This window comes from Chryseobacterium sp. 2VB (assembly GCF_005503635.1).
Lineage (GTDB): Bacteria > Bacteroidota > Bacteroidia > Flavobacteriales > Weeksellaceae > Chryseobacterium > Chryseobacterium cupriresistens.
This window is the reverse complement of record NZ_SCNC01000009.1, coordinates 129,101-154,249: the sequence shown is the minus strand read 5'-3', so window position 1 is coordinate 154,249 and position 25,149 is coordinate 129,101. Positions and strand designations below refer to the sequence as shown.

Below are 25,149 nucleotides of genomic sequence, written 5' to 3'. Positions count from 1 at the left end.
CAAAAAAACTAACTTCGTATTGAAAAATGATGCCATATGACCGCCGAAAAAGATAGATTACAAGATACCAAATGGAAAAACTGGGGACCTTATGTAAGCAACCGGCAGTGGGGAAATGTACGTGAAGATTATAGCCCGAACGGGAATGCCTGGAATTTCACCAATCATAATAATGCCGAAAGCTATGCCTACCGCTGGGGTGAAGAAGGCATTGCCGGAATTTCCGATGTAAAGCAGCTTTTATGTTTTGCTTTTTCATTCTGGAACAAGAAAGATAAAATGGTAAAAGAACGGTTCTTTGGCCTGAGCAATCCTCAGGGAAACCATGGGGAAGACATCAAAGAAATCTTTTATTACCTGGATAATACGCCTACCCACAGCTATATGAAAATGCTGTACAAGTACCCGATCAATGAGTTTCCTTATGATGACATTCTTGCTGAAAATGGAAAACGCAGCAAAAAGGAACCTGAGTATGAGCTTTTCGACACCGGGATTTTTGATAATGATGAATATTTTGATATTTTCATAGAATATTGTAAAGCCGATCACAATGATATTCTGGCCAGGGTGACAGTCTGTAACCGAAGCCAGCATGAGGCACCTATCGTGGTGGCACCTACAGCATGGTTCAGAAATAACTGGAAATGGGGATACAACACCTATAAGGCAGAACTTAATGCTTCTCATGACGGAAGTATCAATATTGCCCACGACAGTATTTCGATAAAGAAGCTGTATTCCAGAAATTCAAATGCACAAAGTGTATTTTGTGATAATGAAACCAATACTTCTAAGCTTTACGGAGCTCCTGCAGTTGAAAACACCTATTTCAAAGACGGAATCAATAATTATATTATCCATCAAACGGATACGGTAAATCCCGAAAAAAGAGGAACAAAGGCTTCTTTTCTGATTGATGAGCTTATCGGAGCCGGAGAATCAAAGGTTTTTGAATTCAGATTGTGCCCGGATGAAGCCGATGAGCCTTTTGAAAACTTTGATGAAATTTTCAATACCCGGCAGGCTGAAGCTGAAGAGTTTTATCAGGAAATTCAGAGCGATACCGTTAACGAAGATGAGAGAAATGTACAGAGACAGGCTTTTGCAGGACTTCTCTGGAACAAACAGTTTTATCATTATAATATCGGAAAATGGCTGAAAGGTGATCCCAACTTTGAAGCCCCAAGAAATTTCAACGAATATGTAAGAAATACGGAATGGAATCATCTCCATAATAAGGATATTATTTCTATGCCCGATAAATGGGAGTATCCATGGTATGCCACATGGGATCTGGCGTTTCACTGTGTTCCGTTTTCCATCATCGATGCAGAGTTTGCCAAAGGGCAGCTTTTGCTGCTTACGAAAGAATGGTATATGCATCCTAACGGACAGCTTCCTGCCTATGAGTGGAATATGAGTGATGTGAATCCGCCGGTGCACGCATGGTCTTGTTTCCGTGTTTTTAAAATTGATGAAAAAAATAACGGAAAGCCGGATTTATTATTCTTAGAAAAAGTATTCCAGAAACTCCTGCTCAATTTCACGTGGTGGGTGAACCGAAAGGATAAAAACGGAAAAAATATTTTCGGTGGAGGTTTCCTGGGTCTCGATAATATCGGAGCTTTTGACCGTAACATGGTTTTAAAGGATGGCCAGCACCTCGAACAGGCAGACGGAACCAGCTGGATGGCCATGTATGCATTGAATATGATGCGTATTGCGATGGAACTTGCCCAATATTACCAGGTGTATGAAGATATGGCCATCAAGTTTTTTGAACATTATCTTTACATCGCTGAGGCTATGGAAAATCTTGGCGAAGGCACAAAAGGGCTTTGGAATGAAGAAGATGGATTTTTCTATGATGTATTGCAGCTTGGAAACGGAGACAGTGTTTCTTTGAGGTTAAGAAGTATTGTTGGTTTGATCCCAATGTTTGCTGTTGAAATTGTAGACCACCGCTTACTGGAAAAGATGCCGAACTTCAGAACCCGAATGGAGTGGATCTTAAAAAATAAACCGGAGCTTACCAAACTCGTTTCCCATTGGGACGAGGAAGGACACGGACGAAAACACCTGATGAGCATACTTCGTAAAAACAGACTGACAAAAGTTCTGACCAGAATGCTTGATGAAAACGAGTTCCTGAGTTCTTACGGAATCCGCGCCATGTCTAAGGTATATGAAGAAAATCCCTTTGTCTTTTCTGTGCACGGAACGGAAAATATGGTCTACTATACACCTGCCGAAAGTGACAGCCGGATGTTTGGCGGAAACAGCAACTGGCGCGGCCCCATCTGGTTTCCGATCAATTTCCTGATTGTGGAAAGCCTGCAGCGCTTCCATTATTATTATGGAAACAGTCTGAAAGTAGAACTTCCAACAGGCAGCGGCGATAAAAGAAACCTTGATGAAGTAGCCCAGAATATCAGCAAAAGACTCTGCTCAATATTTTTAAAGGATGAACATGGCCAAAGAGCGTTCAATGGAGGGAATCCAAAGTTCAATTATGATGAGCATTTCAGAGATTATATTACCTTCTTTGAGTATTTCCATGGTGATAACGGCCGTGGTGTGGGTGCTTCCCATCAAACAGGATGGACAGCCACTGTAGCAAAACTGATAAAACCAAGGCTCACCTTTTAATAAGCAATGAGTAGTTGGTAATGAGTAATATAAAAGCCGGATGAAACATCCGGCTTTTCCTGTTTTATATAAGAGATTAAATTTTTTCTCCGTTCACAAATACTTCGTATCCGATTTCCACATTCGGTTCTAACGTTTTTGATACAGAGCAGTATTTTTCAAAAGAAAGTTCTGCAGCCTTTAATGCTTTTTTAGGATCAATTTCTCCTTCCAGAAGGAATTTAACTTTAATTGATTTAAAAGGTTTTGCATCTTCTACCTGTACTCTCTCTCCTTCTACCTCTGCCTGAAAGCTTTTAATTTCCTGACGTTGCTTCTTCAGAATAGACACCACATCAATTCCGCTGCAGCCTGCTACAGCCATCAGTACACTTTCCATTGGGGAAACTCCTTTGGCTCCCGGCTGGGAAGTATTATCTAAAAGAATAGAATTTCCCTGAGCATTGGTACATTCAAATAAAAAATCGTCGTTTATTCTGTTGAGTGTAATTTTCATTGTAAGAATTTATAATTCAGAATTCTTTTTATATTCTTGTTCAAATATAAAAAACTTTGTGGATTAAACCTGAGGCTAAGACATGATATCAACCATAGCCTGAAAAACATTATCGGGATTTTCTGCAATTCGGTTACACATGTACAGATACCATTCATCACCATACACAATATACTGCCTGCACGGGTAACCTTCTTTATGGATTTCATTCAACAGGTCTTCCTGTATTCCCAGTAACATTTCAAATTCATACTTAGATTTTGGAATATCATATTGTTCAATAAGTTCTTTAACTCTATTTTGAATGATATTATGATGGGTAGCTATTGAACATTTTCTGTTATTAGTGAAAAGAGTTTCAATATATTTAATATATAAATCGTCTAAATGTTTTCCTCTTTCTACAGCATGTCCCGGAGGAACAGCAAAAGCTCCTTTTACAATTCTTATTTTTCCTTGTGTTTCAGCCAATATCCGTTCAAGGTCTTTTGGAGTACGATTTAAATAAGCCTGAAGTGTAATCCCCACATTTGAAAAATCGTTTGATATTTTACAATAGGTATTAATAATATCATCAGTTCTTTCAACTCCTTCTGCACTAATCACTATTTCAATATCTTTTTTATAAGCTGATTCCGCTAACAATACTAAATTACTATAAGTGATATCTTTGTCAATTGCAAGTCCGATATGTGATAAATCCAAAGAAACAATAGAATTAATATTCTCTTCTTTCACATTATTAATCAAACGAAGGAAATGTTGAGTTACCGCTTCTGACTCTTTCACTGAACGGGTACTTTCTCCCATAAACTCTAATGAAGTGGGAATTCCTTTAGCATTAATTCTTTTAGCAGTAGCAATAGCTTCCTCCATTTTTTCGCCTCCTATATATCTTTTAGCTGCTTTAAGCAGGAGTTTAAAGAGCTCAGGATTGTTAAGAATATATTCTTTTGCCCCTTCATTTAATGCTGCTATTTTCAACAGAGCACCTGCTTTTTCTTTTAGTTCCATTTATTTTTTGTGATTTGTATTTACATATTTTATAAAATTCCTCTCGCTTTTATCTCCAGATATTTATTGATAACATCGATATTCAAATTTTCCGGAAGTGTATAAACGGTATAGATTCCATATTTCCGGAGTTCCTGGATGATCAGTTTCTTCTCAAACTCAAATTTTTCTGCAATGATCTCGTCATAAATTTCCTGCATACTTTCAGGATTTTTGTTGATCAGCGTCTGCAGTTCTGAATTTTTAAAGAATACCACGACCAGCAAATGATTTTTTGCAATTCCGCGAAGATATTTCAGCTGTCGGTTTAGTCCGTCTAACGTTTCAAAATTGGTAAAAAGCAGAATTAAACTTCTTTGGTTGATGGAATATTTTACATCCTGATATAATCTGTTGAAATCACTTTCGAAGAAATCTGTTTTAATATTATAAAGTGCCTCGGAAATTTTCTTCAGCTGTCCGGATTTATTGTCAGCAGCAATTTTATTTTCGGCTTTTTTGGAAAAGGTCATCATTCCGGCTCTGTCTCCTTTTCTCAAAATAATATGAGACAGCGCCATGGTTGCATTTATGGAATAATCCAGCAGGCTTAATCCATTGAAAGGCATTTTCATGGTTCGTCCTTTATCAATCAGCATAAAAATACGCTGTGATTTTTCATCCTGAAACTGATTAACCATTAAACGATTTGTTTTCGAAGTTGCTTTCCAGTTGATCGTTCTGATATCATCTCCGGGTACATATTCTTTGATCTGCTCAAATTCCATGGTGTGTCCAAGCTTTCTGACTTTCTTGATTCCACCTAATAAAAATTCACTCTGAATAGCCATCAGTTCATATTTTCGGAGATGAATAAAAGAGGGATAGGCAGGAAGCATCGCATCTTTCTGGAAAATAAATCTTTTTGAAATCAGTCCTATTGGTGATGATGCGTACACATTCAAACCTCCGAAATGATATTCTCCCCTTTCTTTAGGTTCTAATGAATATTGAAAAAATGTATTTCCTCCGGAAGCAATCTGCTTTTCGATCAGAAAATCTCTTTTCTGAAATTGGAACGGGATTTCATCAATAATTTTAGTGGCTATGGTAAAGTTGTAATTATTTTTGATATCAATTTTTACAAAATTCTCATCTCCATTAGACAATTTTTCCGGCAGAATCCTTTGAACCTGCAATGCATTCTTCTGATTAAAAATCAACAGAAAATCTACCATTGCTGCCAAAAAACAAATCAGGAGTGTGATATGGGCTACCCACATCAGCACCGGAAAGAAAAATGCAAGGACATACAGAATCCCCACTCCGATGAGTGCAAAAAAGAAACGTGTATTGATGTATAAGTTTTTCATTGGTTAGGTGGCAGGTTGCAGATGATAGGTTGCAGGTTACAGGTTTTGAGGATTATGTGAACGCACCATAGGTCTTACAGTTGTATTATTGTAATGAGTTAATGAGTCCGTTCAACATTTTGGATACTTCTATAATCTTTTCATTTAATTTTAAATGCTCATTTTCATTTAAAAATTTGAGATTTTTTGAAATAATTAATTGTGTTTCTACTTCTGCACAACTGCCTCTTGATATTTTTAAAAATTGCACGTAATCAGGTTTGCTTCTCCTGGAGTTTCCCTCTGCAATATTGGAGGGTATAGAAACAGCAGCCCTTCTGATTTGTGATGTCAAGCCATAAATCTCATCCTTAGGAAAAGCTTCTGTAGTTCTGTAGATTTCAGTAACAAAATCAATAGATCTCTGCCAGACTAAAAGTTCTTTAAAATTTGCCATACATAATAATTTTGTAAATATTTAAACATTCACTCACAATCAACTGCTACCGGCTACCTACCATCTACTACCTATTGTTCTATCTCGGTATTTCTATTCCCTCTAAAATCTGACGGATAATTTCATCTGCGGTAAGACCTTCCATTTCTCTTTCCGGAGATACGATGACTCTGTGTCTTAATACGGCGTAGCTTGCTTCTTTAATATCTTCAGGAGTCACAAAGTCTCTACCTCTTAAAGCGGCAAATGACTTTGATGCCGTAAGAAGTGCCAATGAAGCTCGTGGTGAAGCTCCAAGATATAAGAATTGGTTTTCTCTGGTATTGATGATAATTTTAGCAATATATTCCATCAGCTGGCTTTCAACAATAATTTCTTTTACCAGATGCTGGTAGTTTTTCAATTGTTCAGCTGTGATCACGCGGTTGATTCCTTCTGTTTTATCTTCTTTTTTGCTTTCGTGCTGATTTTTAATAATCGCAATTTCCTGCTCAAGATCAGGATATCCTACATTGATTTTGAATAAAAAACGGTCCAGCTGTGCTTCCGGAAGTCTGTACGTTCCTTCATGTTCAATAGGGTTTTGTGTAGCGATCACCAGGAAAGGTTCCTCAAGGGTATATCGTGTACCGTCCATCGTGATCTGCCTTTCTTCCATGACTTCAAATAATGCAGACTGCGTTTTTGCCGGCGATCTGTTGATTTCATCAATCAGGATGAAATTGGAGAAGATAGGTCCTTTTTTAAATTCAAATTCTGAGTTTTTCACATTGAAAACGGATGTTCCCAAAATATCGGAAGGCATAAGATCCGGTGTAAACTGAATTCTGCTGAAACCTACGTCAATGGTTTTGGCTAATAGTTTTGCAGTGATTGTTTTTGCCACTCCCGGAACACCTTCAATCAAAACATGTCCGTTTGAAAGCAAAGCTGCCAAAAGATGTTCAATCATTTTCTCCTGCCCTACGATCACTTTTCCGATCTCAGATTTTACTTTTTCCAAACTTGCACGAAGTTCAATCATATCAATTCTCGACTGAAACTGCTCTTCCTGCTTATTAAGATTAATAGAGCTTGGGGTTTCTATGTTGGGGTTATCCAGGTTTTCCATAATAAAATTTTTATTTATCATTCTAACAATGTATCTCTTTGAATGGTGACAGCATTGAGCAAATCTACATTGTTAGGTTATTTCTATTGTTATATTATTTAAGTATTTCACCAAGGACCTTATTGATCCTTGTAAGGTCTTCTTTCATTACGCTCGCGTAAGGATCCTGGGCTTTTTTGATAAGTACCATAGCTTCATTGATCATTTCCATGGTTTTCCCGGTTTTCAACTGTAATTTTTTCGCGAATTCTTCATCTAAATTCCGGGTGTCTATCAACAGATCCATTCTTACCTTGTTCAGGAAATATTGAGCTTTCTTGGCCATCATATCATGGAAATCGCCTTCCTGAAGATACAGATTTCCAATGCTTTTCACAAAATCCAGGGAAGTATTTCTCAATGGTTCTGTTACTGGGACTATCCTCTGTTTCCTTTTTGCATTAAAGAAGATAAAAAGAATAAGCCCTCCTAAAAATACCCACCATGCATATTTTAGAGCCGGATTTGACAATATAAATCTCATAAAAAAGCGTGATTCATAGCTTTTGTTTGAGACAAACCAAAGGGTTTCCCTATCCTGAAGATATGAAAATACGTCTTGAGCATATTTTACATTTCCGGGTTTCAGAAGATAATAATTCGTCAGGAAAAGAGGTTCGGTATGAGCATAAATATATCCTTTGCCAAACTTCACCTTAATAAAATTAGCCTGATCTGTATTCTTTTTCTCTACCGTTTTTCCCAGTACTTCCACTCCCGGTTTTATGAATGAGAATCCTCTGCCCGACGGGAATTTATCCAGCTTAATAAAATCATTCTGAAATTTTTTATCGGTAAGTTTCAGGACATTTTCTTCTTCAAAAGAAATTTCAGAATCGTAGTATCCAATACTGTCTGAAATTTCTTTAGGCATACGGGTTACCATCAGAAATGCGTCTGAACCTTCGGATATCTGAGTCAGAATTTTATGCCAGGACTCTCTGTCAAGATTATTTTCAATGACTACAATATTGTGAGCCTGTTTTTTGTGCTGGCTGTAATATTCGTAAGGAACCTGCTCAATCTTCTTCAGCTTATTTTTAAAAAGATTGTTGGCTTCTTTATTGAAAACAAACAACCCGAACGGAGATTTTTCGTTGATATCAAAATTCTTCCGCCAGTCTGTCGTTTCTTTTTTGTTAACTTCAAGCAATGCCAGAACAATCATCACAATGACGAAAATTACAGCATATGTTTTGAAAGTTTTATTCATGGTTATTATTGTTATGGTTTAAAGGCCTGATATTGATTTTTAAATTTCCGGTAGTTCTCTTCATCAATACTGAATTCTCCGTACCAGACATAATCAAAAATATAAGACAGATCAAAAAAGTCATTTTTCAGGTGGGCAGCTTTTAATTCTGCAGTATAATCTTTATTGGTTTTTTCAGGATTCCAGGTGATCAGTTTTTTATCACTCAGCTTTTTAAGAATAAACAGGAACTGATAACGTACTGCTGAACGGTAATCCCCTGCAAGTTCAAATTTCGCGATACTTTCAGGAAAATTAATTTCATGGATATTCTCATGAAGTTCCTGCACATTAAGATCCAGTTTTTTATTCTTTTTACCAAAAATAAAATTCCCGTCTTTTCCCATGATATATCTGATGATGAAATAAAGCAGAAATCCAACAAGAATAATAGCAAACAGCCTGATAAGAACAGTAGTAAGTTCTGCCGACTTCGTGAGTGCCGTATCTCCAAAGATCCCCTGTATAATCTGATTGATCTTACGCATCAGCTTTTGAAAGAAAGATTCTCTCGGCTTTGAAACGGAATAATCAAACTCATTTCCTTTGTATCTTGACGGAATATTCTCTTTAAATGTTTTCGGGTACACTTCATTTTCCGATACCGGATATTTCATCAGTACAGAATCTGCACGCAGCATATTTCTGTAATGCCCGGTTGTGTACAATGAATCTACCAGATCATCAGAAGCAGGAGGGTTATCCTGAGCATGAACCAGCCCGGGAGAAAAGAAAAGCAGTATGAAAAAAAGAGTTTTATTCATTGATTCCAATCGTGTCTATTTCTGCCAATTCAACTTTCTGGTGAAGATCTGTTCTGCTGTCATAATACATTAATCCAGCATTCACATACATAAGGTTGGAAAGAAAAAATGAAAGTAACATAGAAACTCCATAGAATACAAAAAAAATGATTCCGGCAGTTCCGGTAAAAGGATTCTGTTCAAAATTTCCGTCCGGTGTAGAGGTAAGCAGTGATCCGTAAAAAAACATCATCGGAATAAACGTAAAGATAGACGTTATAATGTACATGATAATAAACATCACAAATGCAGCTCCCCAATATTTCCAGAACGGTGATTTTTCACTTCCATTGGGATAAGAAAACTGAGAACGCAAAGCATAGCTCAAGCTTCCCCAGAACCCTCGGTCCGAATTAAAATAATCATACATCAGAAATGTAGTAAAATTAAATATCGTTGGATAAAGAAGCAGGATAAGGAAGAAACCGATAATGATAAGAACCAGGATATAAGAAAAACCTACTACAAATAAGATTGCCGGAGTAACGATAAAGATCATTCCCAGACATAGTTTTCCAATTCTTCCGGCATTGTTTTTAAAGTCGCCGAGAATTTCATCAGTCTTTATTTTTTCTGCTCCCTGTGCAATTCTTTTTAAATAAAAAACAGGATACAGATAATTGACAATCATCAGGACCATGAAAAGCAGGAAAGTCAGTAATCCTACTGTGATCAGCATTCCGGAATTTTCTGAAAAATACTGTTCAAAATAATAGGTTTCACCTCCAAGATTAGATCCGAATATCTGTGAAAACATTTCCTTATATCCGAAAATAACAACTGTAACCATTAAGATCAAAAGCAAGCCGTTGATCAGAATATAGTTTTTAAAATAATTCTTCCCGTATAATTTGAAAAAATTGAAACTATCACTGATAAAAGTTCCGAAGTCTCTTTTTTTATAAAATTGTATCATTGATGTGTTTATTAGTTTTTTTGTAAACAACAGACGGATATACAAAATAGTAGTATCCAATAATTGCCAGTGAGCCAAAAATGATGATAAGGTTCAAAATTAAAGGCATCTTCAATGCATGTCTGGTGACATATCCTTCTATAATCCCTGCACAAATAGTGAAAGGAACCGTACTCAAAAATATTTTAAATGAATCTTTAAATCCTTTTTTAAATGAATTAAATCTTGAAAACGTTCTCGGAAATAAGATAGAAGCTCCCAGAATCAATCCGCACATTGCTTCCACAACCATGGCAAAAATTTCAAAGACTCCGTGAAGCCATATTCCCCTTGCACTGTCTTTCAATGCTCCATAATCATAGAAAAAATATTGAAAAGCTCCCAGCATCACACTGTTGGAGAGCAGTGCAAACAATGTTCCCACCCCTCCGGCAATACCGTAAATATACAACTTTGCTCCAACCTGAATATTATTAAAAATGATCCCGATTGTACTTCCCCAGGTGCTTCCGCTCTGATAAACGCCTACCGCATTATTATTTTTAATATTTTCGATCGTTTCATTCACATACTCTTCGCCCAGTATAATATTCACGAAGTTCTTATCATAAATGGCGGAAAGCACTCCTATTGATGTAAATAAAATGAAAAAGAGGAAGGCATACATCAGATATCTCCGGTACTGATACATCAGCAGCGGAACTTCGGTTTTGAAAAAATAAACCAGCCTGTTCTCCTCTACCCTTTTTGTTTTATAAATCTTCTGAAAAATCTGGGCAGATAAATGGTTCAGATAAACGGTAGTATTGCTTTTGGGATAATAAGTCTGGGCAAAAGAAAGGTCATTGATCAGGTTTATATACAATGAAGACAGGTCATCAGGATTTTTTTTAATTTTCCCTTGAATAACCTGTTCGATTCCCAACCATTTTTCTTTATTTTGTTTAATGAAATAAACTTCTCTCATAATTATTAAGGCTAAAATAATAAAAAATATGTCTCAAATTGCGATAAATACCTCACAAAATGTAAATATTAATTTTACTGTTGCAGGTGTAGGAGAAAGGATGCTTGCCTTCATTATTGATCTTCTGATCAGGATTGCTTATGTAGTTGCTATCCTGTATCTGTTCTTCAATATTCTTGATTTGGGATATCTTCTGGATGGTCTTGACGGCTGGTCGATACGTGCGGTATATCTTGTCCTTACTTTTCCTGTTTACGTTTATCCTCTTGTATTGGAAAGTTTGATGGAAGGCCAGACTCCCGGTAAAAGACTCATGAAAATAAAAGTGGTGAAAATTGACGGCTACCAGGCCAGTTTCGCAGATTATATGATCCGGTGGGTTTTCAGAATTGTAGATATTTCATTTGCCGGAGTAGTAGGACTTATTTCTATGATTGTTTCTAAAAACAATCAGCGTTTGGGTGATATCGCTTCCGGAACAGCTGTTATTTCTTTAAAGAACAATATTAATATCTCCCATACCATTCTGGAGAATATCCATGAAAATTATATTCCCTCTTTCCCTCAGGTGATTGCTTTGAGTGATAATGATATGAGAATTATCAAAGACAATTATACCAAAGCATTGAAAGCAGATGACCGCCAGATCATCAGTAAACTATCCGAAAAAATCAAAAGCATTCTGAAACTGGAAATAGATCCCACTAAAATGACGGAGAGACAGTTCATTGGTGTAATTATCAAAGATTATAATTATTATACGGGGAAAGATAATTAGGTAGGTCAATGGTCAATTTTGCTTCGCAAGTGAATGGTCAACTTGAAAAATGTTGAGCCAGATTGACAGCAAGACTTATTGCTTATTGCTTATTGCTTATTGCGTATTGCTTATTGCTTATGCAAAGCTCGGTTCAATTTTTGTATCTATAAACTAAAGTCAAGAATCATGAAATTTGAAAACAATAAATCCGGGAACGGCGGAGTTATCACTTTAAATAACGAAATAAAAGAAGTCGGAAGGCTTACCTACACTATTTTCCCTGAAGATCATAAATTTATTATTTCTTTTGTATTGGTACATCCCGAATTTGAAGGCAGAGGAATGGGAAAATTTTTAGTCGAAGAAGCAATCAGATTTGCCAGAGAAAATAACTGGAAGGTATATCCGCACTGTTCGTATGCAAGGTCTGTGATGATGAAAATGAGTGATGTGGACGATATTTTTCTAAAGAATTAAAACCTCGTTTACCAGGATATCTTCAATATCATCCGGATAATCCACTTTCAGATGATGATCTGATGCTACCCATTCCATAATTTCCTGAAGATTTAATACCTTGGAATTGGGAATTCCCATTTTATCCAGAGCACATGCATTGCATTCCTGCTCATATTGATTGTGGATAGGAATCACAAATAGTTTCTTATCCATAAATAGTGCTTCTGCCGGGGTTTCAAAACCTGCATTGCACAAAATTCCGTCACAGCCTTCAAAATATTTCAGGTACTGGTTTTCATCAATGGGAAAGACTTCTACATTTTTTATTTTCACCTGTACTTTGCTGTATTTTGAAAAAGCTTTCCACTCCACAGGAATTTTTCTTAAAACCTTGATGATATTCTCATCTGCAAAACTAGGCAGGTAAACAAGATAATATCCCTGTTTGTAAGGATTAAGGTTTCTGATCTTTCTCCTGATGACAGGTTTTTTGATCTGTGGATGGTAATTTTCAAAATGAAATCCTATTTTCCTTTCACTGGGAACGTAATATTTTAAAATCATTTCTCCCAGAAAATCTTTTTCCTTGGGTTTGGGTGTTTCAGGAAAACTCATGGAAGCCTGATGGCTGAGTTCTATCAACGGTAGCTTTTTAAGTTTGGAAGCCCAGCCTGTCAGAGGTTCATAATCATTAATAATTAAATCATACTGTGACAGTTCTAGTTCTCTGATTGTTTTAGCTGCTTCAAAGAATTTATTTTCGGTAAATGTTTTTCTGTAAGATAAGCCTCCTGTTTTATTATAAAGAAGGGAAATACCTCTGTATTGAAAGTTAATGTCAAAATCAGCCTTCAATTGCGATTGATGACCACTGATCAAGGTATCCACAGACGCATGCTTTTTGAGAAGAGGAATAATTTCCTGTGCCCTGGCAATATGCCCGTTTCCGGTACCCTGGAATGCATACAGAATCTTCATTTAGGAAAAATTAGTTACAATTTTTAAAAGATCAGAATTATCCATCTCCGGGATTTCTTCTGCTTCATCATCTTTCAGTAAATGTTTATGTTCATCATAATAAAAAATCTTCCATTGTTTATCATGATATTCCAAAGCAGAAAGATTTTCTATCCAGTCACCGGAATTCAGGTAAGTACAGGATCCTTTTTTATTAACAACCTCGCGGATCTGTGGCTGGTGAATATGCCCGCATACCACATAATCATATTGGTTATCAATGGCCAGCTCTGAAGCTGTCAATTCAAAATCCCCGATATATTTTACCGCTTTTTTCACATTGTTTTTGATCTTTTTGGAAAATGAGTATTTCTCTTTACCCATTTTTTCCAGGAACCAATTTACAACATTATTGATAATAATAAGGAGATCATAACCTTTTCCGCCGAGTTTGGCGATCCATTTGGAATGCTGGACGGATGCATCGAAAACATCCCCGTGAAAAATCCAGGTTTTTTTCTGATCGATATTCAGACAGATCTTGTTACAGACTTTAAGTTTTCCCAGTTCAAAATCTGTGAACTTACGGAACATTTCATCATGATTGCCTGTAATGTAATAGACATCTGTGTTTTTGGTAGCCAGTGAAAGTATCTTTCTGATTACCTTCAAATGAGGTTTAGGGAAGTAAGACTTTTTAAACTGCCAGATATCGATAATATCACCGTTTAAAACTAAAGTTTTAGGCTGGATCGAATTGAGATATCTTAGCAATTCTTTAGCCTTACATCCATAAGTTCCCAAATGAACATCCGATATAACAACTAATTCAACGTTTCTTTTCATAGTTTTGTACAAAGAAACTAATTGAAAATTAACTGTATATGAATGCTATATTATTTTTTATAGAGAGTTCATCAGCTCTTCTGTGATTTCCATGTTGTGGTAAACGTTTTGCACGTCATCATCTTCTTCGAAACGCTCAAGCATTTTCATATTCGCTTTGAACTGTTCTGCGTTCACTTCTTTCGTATTATTTGGAATTCTTTGAAGTTCTGCACTTTTTGCTTCAATTCCAAGCGCATCCAATTTGTGAGATAAAGAACCGAAATCTTCAAAAGCAGTGGTAATCATTACTTCTTCTTCATCTTTTTCTACATCTTCTGCTCCTCCGTCAATCATTTCCATTTCAAAATCATCCCAATCCATTTTGATCTGAGCCAAATCTATAGTGAAAATACCTTTTCTGTCGAAGATAAATGCCAATTCCCCGTTCTTACCAAGGTTACCATCAAACTTATTGAAGATAGCTCTTACATTGGCTACCGTTCTTGTAGTATTGTTTGTAGTACATTCTACAAAAAAAGCAACACCACCTTGTCCGTAACCTTCATAAGTGATCTCTTCATAGTTTTCTGCATCTGCACCGCTTGCCTTTTTAATTGCTCTTTCAACATTATCCTTAGGCATGTTAGCCCCTTTTGCGTTTTGGATACATCTTCTCAAGGCAGGATTAGATTCAGGATCTGTTCCTCCAGCTTTTACAGCCAGTGCGATATCTTTTCCTATTTTAGAGAATGTCTTGGCCATCTTGTCCCATCTGGCCATTTTAGAAGCTTTTCTATATTCAAATGCTCTTCCCATTTTAATTTTTAAATTTCCAACAAAATTACTCAAAAGTCCACAAAAAAAAAATACCTCCAATCAAATTGGAGGTATTCATTATTTAGAAAAATTAATTATTTTTTCTTTTTAGCAGCAGCTTTTTTCTTAGCTGGAGCTTTTTTAGTAGCTTTTTTAGTAGCTTTTTTAGCTGGAGCTACAACATCAGATTTCTGATATTTGTTCCACTCACTGTCATCACCAATGTATCTAACAGTTACTTTTCTATCAGCTTGTCTTTCAGCATCAGAAGCAGATTCTGCAACTTTAGCATTTTGCTCACCAATACCAACTGATTTTAATGCGTTGATATCTACACCTCTTGCATCTAAAGCAGCAACTACAGAAGCAGCTCTTTCTTTAGATAATTTCAAGTTGTAAGCATCGCTTCCTTTCTTGTCAGTTTCACCAACTAATAGGAATCTACCTCCGTCTTTCTTAATGATTTCAGCAGCAGTATCTAAAGCTCCTTTAGATTCAGGCTTGATTGTAGCTTTGTTGAAATCGAAGTATACACTCTTAAGGTTTTTCTCAACATCAGTAGCTGTTACTTCTTTTGGTTTAGGACATCCGTTGTATTCTGGAAGACCTGGAACAGTAGGACAAGCATCATCTTTATCTAAGATACCGTCACCGTCTGTATCTGGCCAAGGACAACCGTTGTTTTCAGCAGGACCTGCTACTGTAGGACAAGCGTCATCTTTGTCGATTACACCATCACCATCAGTATCTGGCCAAGGGCATCCGTTGTTTTCAACCGGACCAGCCACTTCTGGACATTGATCGTCTTTATCTGGAACTCCGTCACCGTCAGTATCAGGACATCCTTGGAATTCTGGTAAACCTGGAGTATCTGGACAAAGGTCATCTTTATCTAGGATACCATCCTTATCTCTGTCTCTGTTTCCGAATCTGAATAAGATGGAAGCAGAAGCTTGCCAGAAGTTAGCAACAGTAGATTTGTCACCTGGAGTTGATACATAATCTCCCTGAACACCAAGACCGAAGTTCTTAGTTACCCAGAAGTTAGCACCAGCACCTGTAGCTACAGTAAAGTGATTAGCTTTACCGTTTTCGTTACCATCCTTACCGTTAGTTACAGTTTCGATTGGGTTACCGTTATCATCAACAGATGTTCTAGGGAAAGTAAGAGCTGTATAGTCATGTCTTAAGTAGTTAGCACCAACTCTTAAATATGGATCAAACCAAGATTCTTCGTTCCATAAAAGACCTGCAGCGTGAGCCTGGAAACCAAGACCTGTCATTAGGAAAAATTCTTTCCCCATGTTGAATCTTTTGTTTTCAACATTTCCAACAGAAGTTTGCCAGTCAATTACTAAACCTTTACCAACGTTTCTAGCAACTGTTAACTTAGATAGTGGAGGTGTAATAGAAAAGTTGTTCACATTGAACATACTTTTTGTCAAATTGTTAGCAGAGAACGTATTACTGAAGTTACTTCTTGCTGCTACGTGGTTTTCAGCATGAGCACCAACTCCGATTAACCACGGATTGTTGGTAGTCTGTGCGAAAACAGTAGAGGCAACAGTAAGCGCCAATGCTGAAATTCCTAATTTTAGATTTTTCATAGAATTAAATGATTAAATAATTGATAATGCAAAATAAATATAATTTTTCTTTATATACAAAGTTTTTCAAATGATTTTTAACTTTTCTTTAATATTCTGTCGAGGTTCCGTTTATTTTCTCTATCTTTTATCGCCTCTCTTTTATCGAAAAGTTTTTTCCCTCTACCAAGCGCTATGAGCACCTTTGCTTTCCCTCTATCAGTGATATATAATTTTAAAGGTATTATGGTGTTCCCGGCATCCTTTAACTTTTTTTCAAGTTTTTGTAATTCTTTTTTGTGCAAGAGCAATTTCCGTTCCCTTTTTGTTTTGTGGTTGTAAAAAGTTCCCAATTTGTACTCATCAATCATCATGTTGATGATGTACAATTCCCCATCAATAAACTGACAGAACGATTCTGTGATAGATGCTTTGGATGAACGTAAAGATTTTATTTCGGTACCCGTTAAAACCATTCCGGCTTCATATTCTTCAAGAATTTCATATTCAAAACGGGCTCTTTTGTTTAATATGTTAACTGTTTTCTCAATCTTCATCATTTTAAAATTTCGTTAATGAAATATATAAAAAATACCGTACATTTAAAAACTTGACTATTATATTATTACAAAATACCCAAATTCTTTTCGTATTTTTGCGCCAAATTTACAAAACTATATGTTAACAGTATCTAACTTATCTTTACAATTCGGGAAAAGAATTCTTTTTGACGAGGTAAATATTATGTTTACCAAAGGAAACTGCTACGGAATCATCGGAGCAAACGGTGCGGGAAAGTCTACATTCCTGAAAATACTAACAGGAAAGCAGGATCCTACAACAGGACATGTATCTCTGGAGCCAGGGAAAAGAATGTCAGTTTTGGAACAGGATCACTTTGCTTATGATCAGTTTACAGTTCTTGAAGCTGTTTTAAGAGGTAATAAGAAATTATTTGAGATAAAAGAGGAAATGGATGCGTTATACGCAAAAGAAGATTTCTCTGACGAAGACGGTATTAAAGCCGGTGAACTAGGTGTAATTTATGACGAAATGGGTGGCTGGACTGCAGAATCTGATGCTCAGACTATGCTCTCTAACGTAGGTATTTCTGATGATATGCACTGGCAGCTGATGAGCGAACTTGAGAACAAAGACAAGGTAAAAGTTCTTTTGGCTCAGGCCCTTTTCGGAAACCCTGATGTATTGATTCTGGATGAGCCTACCAATGACCTTGATATCGACACGATCTCATGGCTGGAAGACTTCCTTGCAGATTATGAAAACACGGTAATCGTTGTATCTCACGACCGTCACTTCCTTGATACGGTTTGTACGCACATCGGCGACCTTGATTATTCTAAACTTAACCTTTATACAGGTAACTACTCTTTCTGGTACCAGGCTTCTCAATTGGCAACAAGACAAAGAGCTCAGGCCAACAAGAAAGCTGAAGAGAAGAAAAAAGAGCTTCAGGACTTCATTGCGAGATTCAGTTCCAACGTTGCGAAAGCAAAACAGGCTACTGCAAGAAAGAAAATGATCGACAAATTAAATATTGATGATATTAAGCCTTCTTCAAGAAGATATCCTGCTATTATTTTCGAAATGGAAAGAGAAGCAGGAGATCAGATCCTTGATGTAAAAGGTCTTGAGAAAACAAAAGACGGAGAATTATTATTCTCTAATGTTGATTTAAATCTTAAAAAAGGAGATAAAGTAGCTGTCCTTTCCAAAAACTCTTTAGCTATTACAGAATTCTTCGAAATTCTTGCCGGAAATGTAGAAGCAGATAAAGGAACGGTTGCATGGGGAGTAACAACCAACCAGTCTCACATGCCTTTGGACAACACCAACTTCTTCCAGGAAGACCTTAGTTTAGTTGACTGGTTGAGACAGTTTACAAAAAATGACGAAGAGCGTCATGAAGAATTCGTAAGAGGATTCTTAGGAAGAATGCTGTTCTCAGGAGATGAAGCTTTGAAATCCTGTAAAGTACTTTCAGGGGGTGAAAAAATGAGATGTATGTTCAGTAGAATGATGCTTCAAAAAGCGAACGTTCTTTTATTGGACGAACCTACCAACCACTTAGACCTGGAGAGTATCACAACCTTGAACAACTCTTTATCCAACTTCAAAGGAAATCTTTTACTGGCATCTCATGACCACGAAATGCTTTCAACAGTCTGTAACAGAATCATCGAATTGACTCCTTCCGGAATTATCGACAGAGAAATGACTTACGACGAGTATCTTGCGGATAAAAAAGTAAAAGAATTAAGAGAGAAAATGTATTCTTAATCTGAACAACATTAAAATCTATATAAAAACACCTCAAAGCAGTGCTTTGAGGTGTTTTCGTTTAAACAATAAATAATATTTATTTCGTCAATTTTACAGCAGGTAAAGTAACCGTTCCCGGATCTTTCCATAAACCTTCTTTCTCTGCTTTCTTTTTGATAGATTCAGCTCTCTTGTTGCTATCGGGGTGAGAATTGAACATTTTTTCAAAATTAGTCTGTGTACTTCCCTGTGAAAGTAAGGCTAACTTTTTAAAAGCTGTATATGCTCCTACCACATCATACTTATTGGCTTTCATGAAATCATATGAATAAGTATCTGCTTCAGATTCCTGCTTTTTGCTGTGCGAAGCATCTAAAAATGCATTTGCCATCTTCCCTACCTGACTATCATTTAGAGCAGCTACATCTGACGAAGCTGAGGAAGCGGCATCTAATGCAGCTGCCTTCAGATAAGCTGATTTCATAGCATCTTTGGTATCCTGATTCTTTACGTGCCCGATCTCATGTCCGATTACGGCAAGCAGTTCATTATCAGTCATAATATCCATTAAAGAAGAGAACACACGTACACTCCCGTCTGCACAGGCAAACGCGTTGATATCTTTTACTTTATAAACTTTATAATTAAGGTTCAGACCATCCTGAGATTTGTGTTTTCCAAACAGCCTGTTCAGTCTCACAGTGTAAGGATCCTTCGGTCCTGCTACAGGATTATTTTTATCCATCCACTCTACTGATTCTTTGGATAATTTAATAGCATCTTCGTTGGTAAATGTTAAGGCTTTTGCACCATTTGAAACCATTCCGGCTGCTTTGCCAAGATTAATTTTCTGTGCGTTGATCGAACATGCTGTTCCCAGTAACAGGAAGCATAGAGTAATTTTTTTCATAGTCATTTAAAATTTTGGAGCACGAAGATAGCCTTTTTTTAACAATTATTAAGTCAAAACTTCGTTTCAGTTCTTCCCTGAATGCTATTTTTTTTCCTTATTTTTGTGAAATGAGTCAAAAATGGATTTACAAGCCTGAACCCGATGAGGAAGTTGTGGACAGACTAAGTTCGTCACTTGGTTTTGGTACTTTTGAATCTAAAATCCTCGTTCTTAGGGGAATTGACAATTATCAAAAGGCCAGAGAATTCTTCAAACCGAACCTTAACGATATCCACAACCCTTTTTTAATGGCAGATATGCAAAAAGCTGTAGAGCGTATTGCCACCGCCATTGAAAACGGTGAAAAAATATTGGTATATGGTGACTATGATGTGGACGGAACCACGGCGGTTGCTTTAATGTACCTGTATCTCAGCAAAATTGTTGAGAAAAAATATTTAGATTATTATATTCCGGACAGAAATTCTGAAGGATATGGAATTTCCACGGAAGGAATTGATTTTGCCAAAGAAAATGGTTTCTCATTAATCATTGCTCTGGACTGCGGAATCAAGGCACTTGATATGATCAACTATGCCAGCAATCTGGGTATAGATTTTATTATCTGCGATCATCACCTTCCAGGTGAAGAGATTCCTAATGCTGCAGCGGTGCTTGATCCTAAAAGAAGCGACTGCCGTTATCCTTTCAAAGAACTTTCCGGATGCGGTGTTGGCTTTAAGCTTTGCCAGGGACTGAATACGATTTATAAATTACCGGAAGCAGAATTATTTGAACTTACAGATCTTCTCGCCATTTCCATTGCAGCAGACATTGTTTCGATGACGGGAGAAAACAGGGTCTTGGCTAAAATGGGATTAAAAACCCTGAGGAAAACCAGAAATCTTGGTTTAAGGTTACTGATTCCTGAGGATAAACTTTCTCATTTCGAAATTTCCAATATCGTTTTTGAAATAGCTCCCAAAATTAATGCTGCCGGAAGAATTTCTCATGGTAAAGCAGCCGTGGAACTTATGGTTTCCGACAATCTGAAACATGCCAACCAGATTGTGAATGATATCATGAACCTCAACGATGAAAGGCGTGAACTGGATATGAATTCCACCCTTTCCGCTCTGAATCAGATTATAGAATCCCAGCAGGAAACCAAGCATACTACTATTGTTTATCATCCTGAATGGAATAAAGGAGTGATTGGTATTGTAGCCTCAAGGCTTATTGAAACCTATTATAAACCTACGCTTGTTTTTACCGATGGTAATAACGGGGAAATGGTAGCTTCCGCAAGATCTGTTTCTGATTTCGATGTACATGAAGCTCTTGATATGTGTTCTGAATATTTCCTTAAATTCGGGGGCCACCATGCTGCTGCCGGACTTTCGATGGAAAAAGATAAGTTTGATGCCTTCAAGGAAAAATTTGAAAGAATTGTTTCTGAAAAAATCCAGGAGCACCAGAAAGAACCTTCTATTACGATTGATACGGAAATAAGAATTGACGAAATCAACAGAGAGTTCATCAATTTCCACAGAAAATTGGCTCCATTCGGGCCTCATAATATGAAGCCTATTTTTACATTAACCAATCAGAAGCTTTCCGGATATGTAAAAACAATGGGGAAAGATAATAATCACCTGAAGTTTTATATCAAGCAGGAATCTACGGGACGAAATATTGAATGTGTCGGATTCAAACTGGGACAGTTTGTTGACGATTTTAAAAATAAAAACTTTGATCTTGCGTTTACCCTGGAAGAAAACCACTGGAAAGGCAATGTCACCCATTATCTTAATATCAAGGATGTAAAATTCAGGGATTAATTATTAGTACCTATAATCTTCTACCTGCTACCTGAACAAATGAAAAAAATCGGTTTATTTTTCGGATCATTTAATCCTATTCATATTGGGCATCTTATCCTGGCCAATTATATTCTGGAAAATTCTGATATGGATGAGCTTTGGTTTGTGGTAAGCCCGCAAAACCCATTTAAGGACAAAAAGTCTTTACTGAATGATCATAACAGACTTGATATGGTACAGCTTGCGGTAAAGAATTATCCTAATATGAGAGCTTCCAATGTGGAGTTTTCTCTTCCGAAACCAAGTTATACTATTGATACCTTAACGTATCTGCATGAGAAATATCCTGATTATTCTTTTAGTCTGATCATGGGAGAAGATAATCTGAAAAGCCTTCACAAATGGAAAAATGCTGATATCCTGATCAAAAATCATCATATTATTGTTTACCCAAGAGTATTTGAAGGTGAGAAAAAAGATTCTGAATATTTACAGCATGAAAATATCTCTCTGGTAAAAGCACCCATAATAGAACTTTCAGCTACGGAAATCCGTAATATGATAAAGGATGGTAAAAATGTAAGACCTATGCTGCCACCAGAAGTTTTTGAATATTTGGATGGTAGTAGTTTTTATAAGTAATTTTGTAAATCAGAAATGAGAGGCTAAAACCAAAAGCCGGAGAAAGACTCTTGCCTTTTAACTCTCACCTCAATCTTAAGAAATGAACTTCATCGAAAAAATATTCTCAAAATATTCTCAGGAAAAAATCATCAGATGGTTTAAGCAGATTTGTCTTGCAGAAGCCATTTCATGTCTTTTGTTGTATGGTGTTGCGATGATCTGGATCCGATATGATGAAAATGTGTACTCTATCATCTTCATCAGTGTTATTGGTAGTTTACATGGTTTATTTTTTACCCTTTACCTTTTACTCTGCCTTCCTGCCAGAAAAATTTATAATTGGGATGATGAAGATTTTGTTTTTGCCTTATTATCGGCATTCTTCCCCTTTGCAACGGTTTGGGTAGATAAAAAGCTGGCCCGATTCGACAGAGAATAAACAATATTATGAAAGGACCTATTCGGTCCTTTTTTATTTTACGGATATTACAGCCCCGCTTCACAGATACCTTTGTTCGGAGCATAATTCCTGGACCATGGGGATAAATTCCAGGTATTAATTATCCATTTTTTTAAAAATTCTTTCATAATTTCTTTCATCGATGTAACATTTAGCATCATTTATTTGTCTTATTATACAGAAAGGTCAAGCAATCAATATTTTAAACTAAATTTTTATCAACTGACAATCAATCAATTGCGATGATTCAAAAATATTTTTAAGTACTTTGTATTGCATAATACTAAATTTATTATATATCTTTGTAATGTTGAATAACAAACCATACAAGCTATTAATTAAAAAAGAATAATCATGAAGACTCAAATTCTTATTGCAGCACTATTTTTCGGTGGACTTATCACTGCCCAGCAGAAAAAAGACAGTTTGAAAGTCAATGCTATTGATGCAGTGACTCTCAAGAAGCAGGTTTTCAAAAAGCAAGGTGACCGTTTGGTATACGATGTAGCTTCTTCATCTATTGCTAAAGGGACCAACACCTTTACTCTTTTGAAACAAACACCGATGATTTCCAGCATTGACGGAAAGACGCTGAAGATTTTGGGAAAAAATGATGCAATCATTTACATCAACAACAAAAAAACCAATATGGATTCTGAGGCGTTGATTGAAATGCTGAAGTCTACTCCCTCTGAGGATATCCAGAAAATAGAAGTGATTACAGTTCCAGGAAGTGAATTCCAGGTTGAATCCAAAGAAGGGGTGATCAATATTGTGATGAAAAAAAGCAAAAACAACGGCTACAACGGAACGCTGAAAATGCAGAACGAGCAGGCTTATTACAATAACCCTAATGCAGGAGCTTCTTTTAATTTCAGACAAGGTAAATGGTCTGGTAATTCCAATTTCAGAACGGGAAGCTGGACAGACAGACAAAGATATACGCTGTCCAACGGTGATCCTACTTTCAAAAATGAATCCTTTGGCTTCAATGATGATCCTAACAAAAATTTTGGTGGAGGCTTCAATGTTGATTATGAAATCAATAAAAAACACAGTCTTGGATTTTCCTACAACATGAGATACAATAAAAGTTTCAATTCTGTACTGGATATTACCAACTGGCAAAACGGAGTCTTAAACAACAGAACAGTGAATAACGAGGATGCACAGACCAGAAATCATTCTTTCAATTTAAATTATGAGATGAAAACAGATTCTCTGGGAAGTAAACTTACATCAAACGTTTCTTACCTGTGGTTCAACAGAGATAAAGTAAGCTTCAATGAGAGTTTTCCTCTAACGAATGATACAATCAATAAATATTCTGCATTGCATCAGGCGGTACCCCAAATTATCAACAACTATGCAGCCAATATTGATTATCTGAAAAAGACAGCAAAAGGCGCAACATGGTTAATGGGAATCAGCTACAATCACACCAATACAGATAACGATACCAAACAGGATAAACTAATAAAGGGGGAATTTATCATCGATCCCAACCAAACTAATCACTTCATTTATAAAGAAAATATTCTTGGAATTTACCTGAACTATGAAAGAAAACTGACTGAGAAAATATCCGGAAAGATTGGTGCCCGCTACGAAATGACCAGAAGCACCGGGGATATTGTAGATAAAACAGGTTTTGAAAGAAATTACAACAACCTTCTGCCTTATCTGAATTTAAACTACGCCATCAATACCGATCATAATCTGAGCTATACTTTCTCCAGCAGAATCAGAAGACCCAGATTCTGGGAACTGAATCCTTCAAGAACCTACTTTACTCCAACCAATTATACGCAGAACAATCCATTTATACTGGCTTCCAAATATTATAATCAGGAGTTAAATTATATGTACAAAAATGCATTCTATGCCAATCTTAGTTTTAATATGGTGGAAGATGCTGCAGCTTCAGACCTGATTCCATTGCAGGGAACGGTTACAGCTCCTAAAAAAGATGCTGACGGGAAAATCATCAAGGATATCAAAGGAAATCCAATTATGGAAACTACCAGATTTCTGAGATACATCAGAACCAATTATGGTAAAAACAGGGAAATTGCTCTGACTCTAGGAATGAACAAGTCCTGGTTCAAAGACATCTGGACAACCAATTATTCTGTCAATCTGGGATATGTTACCTACAAAGGCGGAGTATTTGAAGATCCTACTTCCATGCCGGTTCCGGGAGAAACTGAAGTAGTGGATCCTTATATCATTGATGTTAAAAACTATAATATGTCTGCAACCATCAATAATGTGATCAGACTGTCTTCTAAAAAAGACTGGTTCCTGGGAGTGAATTACTTCTTTGCCAGCCAGACTGCCATGGAAGGAGGTATGATCCGAGCAAGACAAAGTTTCGATTTCAGTCTGAAAAAAATTGCAGGAGACTGGACTATTGTAGCGGAAGTGAGTGACTTATTCAATCAAAGTTTCTACAGCATTAGAGGCGTACAGCCCGATGGGAAATTTAACAATATCACCAACTTCAATTATCCAAGGTTGATGAGCCTAGGGGTTACTTATAATTTCGGAAATCAGAAACTGAAAAAGGCAAGGGAAATGAAATCGGCTAATGATGCAGTAAAATCAAGAACCTAATCTATAA

Annotated in this window: 23 protein-coding genes; 8 read left to right on the top strand and 15 right to left on the bottom strand. The window is 36.6% G+C overall.

Features of this window, described 5'->3' with window-relative positions:
* Nucleotides 1-36 precede the first annotated feature (36 nt).
* Complete coding sequence (locus tag FFS26_RS11065) at nt 37-2,652, top strand: MGH1-like glycoside hydrolase domain-containing protein (protein ID WP_110008594.1); 2,616 nt, start codon at nt 37-39, stop codon at nt 2,650-2,652.
* 76 nt (nt 2,653-2,728) lie between these two features.
* Here FFS26_RS11065 and FFS26_RS11060 read toward each other — a convergent pair whose 3' ends face one another.
* The 9 genes from FFS26_RS11060 to FFS26_RS11020 form a co-directional block, all read right to left on the bottom strand.
* Nucleotides 2,729-3,148 (bottom strand): OsmC family protein, encoded by a 420-nt coding sequence (locus tag FFS26_RS11060; RefSeq protein ID WP_110008593.1) that lies wholly within the window; start codon nt 3,146-3,148, stop codon nt 2,729-2,731.
* Between the two features lie 75 nt (nt 3,149-3,223).
* Entirely contained in the window at nt 3,224-4,162 is a 939-nt protein-coding gene (locus FFS26_RS11055; RefSeq protein WP_110008592.1) for a proline dehydrogenase family protein, read from the bottom strand.
* A gap of 29 nt (nt 4,163-4,191) precedes the next feature.
* Nucleotides 4,192-5,514, bottom strand: a complete 1,323-nt coding sequence (locus FFS26_RS11050; RefSeq protein WP_110008591.1) for a DUF58 domain-containing protein — start codon at nt 5,512-5,514, stop codon at nt 4,192-4,194.
* 85 nt (nt 5,515-5,599) lie between these two features.
* The gene (locus tag FFS26_RS11045) at nt 5,600-5,950 is read right to left on the bottom strand and encodes a four helix bundle protein (protein ID WP_137905047.1); all 351 of its coding nucleotides are present in this window, start codon (nt 5,948-5,950) and stop codon (nt 5,600-5,602) included.
* A gap of 79 nt (nt 5,951-6,029) precedes the next feature.
* Nucleotides 6,030-7,061: an AAA family ATPase gene (locus FFS26_RS11040; protein ID WP_110008625.1), complete on the bottom strand. Its 1,032-nt coding sequence runs from the start codon at nt 7,059-7,061 to the stop codon at nt 6,030-6,032.
* Between the two features lie 94 nt (nt 7,062-7,155).
* Nucleotides 7,156-8,313 carry a hypothetical protein gene (locus FFS26_RS11035; protein WP_137905046.1) on the bottom strand — a complete coding sequence of 386 codons (1,158 nt, stop codon included), beginning with the start codon at nt 8,311-8,313 and terminating at the stop codon, nt 7,156-7,158.
* Between the two features lie 11 nt (nt 8,314-8,324).
* Nucleotides 8,325-9,116, bottom strand: a complete 792-nt coding sequence (locus FFS26_RS11030; protein WP_137905045.1) for a DUF4129 domain-containing protein — start codon at nt 9,114-9,116, stop codon at nt 8,325-8,327.
* Complete coding sequence (locus FFS26_RS11025; RefSeq protein WP_137905044.1) at nt 9,109-10,071, bottom strand: DUF4013 domain-containing protein; 963 nt, start codon at nt 10,069-10,071, stop codon at nt 9,109-9,111. Before FFS26_RS11025 ends, FFS26_RS11030 begins: the two co-directional genes overlap by 8 nt.
* Nucleotides 10,055-11,038, bottom strand: a complete 984-nt coding sequence (locus tag FFS26_RS11020; protein ID WP_110008586.1) for a stage II sporulation protein M — start codon at nt 11,036-11,038, stop codon at nt 10,055-10,057. The genes FFS26_RS11025 and FFS26_RS11020 overlap by 17 nt, the downstream gene beginning before the upstream one ends.
* A gap of 28 nt (nt 11,039-11,066) precedes the next feature.
* On the opposite strand from FFS26_RS11020, the gene FFS26_RS11015 reads away from it, so the two are divergent.
* Both FFS26_RS11015 and FFS26_RS11010 read left to right on the top strand, forming a co-directional pair.
* Nucleotides 11,067-11,816 (top strand): RDD family protein, encoded by a 750-nt coding sequence (locus tag FFS26_RS11015; RefSeq protein ID WP_110008585.1) that lies wholly within the window; start codon nt 11,067-11,069, stop codon nt 11,814-11,816.
* A 168-nt stretch (nt 11,817-11,984) separates the two neighbouring features.
* Nucleotides 11,985-12,275, top strand: a complete 291-nt coding sequence (locus FFS26_RS11010) for a GNAT family N-acetyltransferase (RefSeq protein ID WP_110008584.1) — start codon at nt 11,985-11,987, stop codon at nt 12,273-12,275.
* Here FFS26_RS11010 and FFS26_RS11005 read toward each other — a convergent pair.
* The 5 genes from FFS26_RS11005 to smpB all read right to left on the bottom strand — a co-directional run bounded on the left by FFS26_RS11005 (nt 12,264) and on the right by smpB (nt 17,001).
* The gene (locus FFS26_RS11005) at nt 12,264-13,235 is read right to left on the bottom strand and encodes a glycosyltransferase family protein (protein ID WP_137905043.1); all 972 of its coding nucleotides are present in this window, start codon (nt 13,233-13,235) and stop codon (nt 12,264-12,266) included. The genes FFS26_RS11010 and FFS26_RS11005 overlap by 12 nt on opposite strands.
* Nucleotides 13,236-14,060, bottom strand: coding sequence for a UDP-2,3-diacylglucosamine diphosphatase (locus FFS26_RS11000; protein WP_110008582.1), 825 nt, complete (start codon nt 14,058-14,060; stop codon nt 13,236-13,238).
* Nucleotides 14,061-14,117: 57 nt separating this feature from the next.
* The gene (locus FFS26_RS10995) at nt 14,118-14,858 is read right to left on the bottom strand and encodes a YebC/PmpR family DNA-binding transcriptional regulator (protein WP_076596963.1); all 741 of its coding nucleotides are present in this window, start codon (nt 14,856-14,858) and stop codon (nt 14,118-14,120) included.
* A 95-nt stretch (nt 14,859-14,953) separates the two neighbouring features.
* Complete coding sequence (locus FFS26_RS10990) at nt 14,954-16,465, bottom strand: OmpA family protein (protein WP_110008580.1); 1,512 nt, start codon at nt 16,463-16,465, stop codon at nt 14,954-14,956.
* Between the two features lie 77 nt (nt 16,466-16,542).
* Nucleotides 16,543-17,001, bottom strand: coding sequence for an SsrA-binding protein SmpB (gene smpB / locus FFS26_RS10985; protein WP_047427948.1), 459 nt, complete (start codon nt 16,999-17,001; stop codon nt 16,543-16,545).
* Nucleotides 17,002-17,122: 121 nt separating this feature from the next.
* Between smpB and FFS26_RS10980 the strand changes: the two genes are divergently transcribed.
* Nucleotides 17,123-18,745 (top strand): ABC-F family ATP-binding cassette domain-containing protein, encoded by a 1,623-nt coding sequence (locus FFS26_RS10980; protein ID WP_137905042.1) that lies wholly within the window; start codon nt 17,123-17,125, stop codon nt 18,743-18,745.
* A 79-nt stretch (nt 18,746-18,824) separates the two neighbouring features.
* Here FFS26_RS10980 and FFS26_RS10975 read toward each other — a convergent pair whose 3' ends face one another.
* Nucleotides 18,825-19,637 (bottom strand): M48 family metallopeptidase, encoded by an 813-nt coding sequence (locus FFS26_RS10975; RefSeq protein ID WP_137905041.1) that lies wholly within the window; start codon nt 19,635-19,637, stop codon nt 18,825-18,827.
* A 110-nt stretch (nt 19,638-19,747) separates the two neighbouring features.
* Here FFS26_RS10975 and recJ point away from each other — a divergent pair, with 110 nt between their 5' ends.
* The 4 genes from recJ to FFS26_RS10955 all read left to right on the top strand — a co-directional run bounded on the left by recJ (nt 19,748) and on the right by FFS26_RS10955 (nt 25,142).
* Nucleotides 19,748-21,460, top strand: coding sequence for a single-stranded-DNA-specific exonuclease RecJ (gene recJ, locus FFS26_RS10970; RefSeq protein WP_110008578.1), 1,713 nt, complete (start codon nt 19,748-19,750; stop codon nt 21,458-21,460).
* Between the two features lie 39 nt (nt 21,461-21,499).
* Nucleotides 21,500-22,084, top strand: a complete 585-nt coding sequence (gene nadD / locus FFS26_RS10965; protein WP_062673671.1) for a nicotinate (nicotinamide) nucleotide adenylyltransferase — start codon at nt 21,500-21,502, stop codon at nt 22,082-22,084.
* An 82-nt stretch (nt 22,085-22,166) separates the two neighbouring features.
* Nucleotides 22,167-22,505: a DUF3817 domain-containing protein gene (locus tag FFS26_RS10960; RefSeq protein WP_137905040.1), complete on the top strand. Its 339-nt coding sequence runs from the start codon at nt 22,167-22,169 to the stop codon at nt 22,503-22,505.
* A gap of 375 nt (nt 22,506-22,880) precedes the next feature.
* On the top strand, nt 22,881-25,142 hold the full coding sequence (locus FFS26_RS10955) for an outer membrane beta-barrel family protein (RefSeq protein WP_137905039.1): 2,262 nt from the start codon (nt 22,881-22,883) through the stop codon (nt 25,140-25,142).
* Nucleotides 25,143-25,149: the final 7 nt, after the last annotated feature.

Bases quoted from the DNA above. Each gene is read 5' to 3' on its own strand.
- FFS26_RS11065 (WP_110008594.1), top strand. From the start codon at position 37: ATGACCGCCGAAAAAGATAGATTACAAGATACCAAATGGAAAAACTGG.
- FFS26_RS11060 (WP_110008593.1), bottom strand. From the start codon at position 3,148: ATGAAAATTACACTCAACAGAATAAACGACGATTTTTTATTTGAATGT.
- FFS26_RS11055 (WP_110008592.1), bottom strand. From the start codon at position 4,162: ATGGAACTAAAAGAAAAAGCAGGTGCTCTGTTGAAAATAGCAGCATTA.
- FFS26_RS11050 (WP_110008591.1), bottom strand. From the start codon at position 5,514: ATGAAAAACTTATACATCAATACACGTTTCTTTTTTGCACTCATCGGA.
- FFS26_RS11045 (WP_137905047.1), bottom strand. From the start codon at position 5,950: ATGGCAAATTTTAAAGAACTTTTAGTCTGGCAGAGATCTATTGATTTT.
- FFS26_RS11040 (WP_110008625.1), bottom strand. From the start codon at position 7,061: ATGGAAAACCTGGATAACCCCAACATAGAAACCCCAAGCTCTATTAAT.
- FFS26_RS11035 (WP_137905046.1), bottom strand. From the start codon at position 8,313: ATGAATAAAACTTTCAAAACATATGCTGTAATTTTCGTCATTGTGATG.
- FFS26_RS11030 (WP_137905045.1), bottom strand. From the start codon at position 9,116: ATGAATAAAACTCTTTTTTTCATACTGCTTTTCTTTTCTCCCGGGCTG.
- FFS26_RS11025 (WP_137905044.1), bottom strand. From the start codon at position 10,071: ATGATACAATTTTATAAAAAAAGAGACTTCGGAACTTTTATCAGTGAT.
- FFS26_RS11020 (WP_110008586.1), bottom strand. From the start codon at position 11,038: ATGAGAGAAGTTTATTTCATTAAACAAAATAAAGAAAAATGGTTGGGA.
- FFS26_RS11015 (WP_110008585.1), top strand. From the start codon at position 11,067: ATGTCTCAAATTGCGATAAATACCTCACAAAATGTAAATATTAATTTT.
- FFS26_RS11010 (WP_110008584.1), top strand. From the start codon at position 11,985: ATGAAATTTGAAAACAATAAATCCGGGAACGGCGGAGTTATCACTTTA.
- FFS26_RS11005 (WP_137905043.1), bottom strand. From the start codon at position 13,235: ATGAAGATTCTGTATGCATTCCAGGGTACCGGAAACGGGCATATTGCC.
- FFS26_RS11000 (WP_110008582.1), bottom strand. From the start codon at position 14,060: ATGAAAAGAAACGTTGAATTAGTTGTTATATCGGATGTTCATTTGGGA.
- FFS26_RS10995 (WP_076596963.1), bottom strand. From the start codon at position 14,858: ATGGGAAGAGCATTTGAATATAGAAAAGCTTCTAAAATGGCCAGATGG.
- FFS26_RS10990 (WP_110008580.1), bottom strand. From the start codon at position 16,465: ATGAAAAATCTAAAATTAGGAATTTCAGCATTGGCGCTTACTGTTGCC.
- smpB (WP_047427948.1), bottom strand. From the start codon at position 17,001: ATGAAGATTGAGAAAACAGTTAACATATTAAACAAAAGAGCCCGTTTT.
- FFS26_RS10980 (WP_137905042.1), top strand. From the start codon at position 17,123: ATGTTAACAGTATCTAACTTATCTTTACAATTCGGGAAAAGAATTCTT.
- FFS26_RS10975 (WP_137905041.1), bottom strand. From the start codon at position 19,637: ATGAAAAAAATTACTCTATGCTTCCTGTTACTGGGAACAGCATGTTCG.
- recJ (WP_110008578.1), top strand. From the start codon at position 19,748: ATGAGTCAAAAATGGATTTACAAGCCTGAACCCGATGAGGAAGTTGTG.
- nadD (WP_062673671.1), top strand. From the start codon at position 21,500: ATGAAAAAAATCGGTTTATTTTTCGGATCATTTAATCCTATTCATATT.
- FFS26_RS10960 (WP_137905040.1), top strand. From the start codon at position 22,167: ATGAACTTCATCGAAAAAATATTCTCAAAATATTCTCAGGAAAAAATC.
- FFS26_RS10955 (WP_137905039.1), top strand. From the start codon at position 22,881: ATGAAGACTCAAATTCTTATTGCAGCACTATTTTTCGGTGGACTTATC.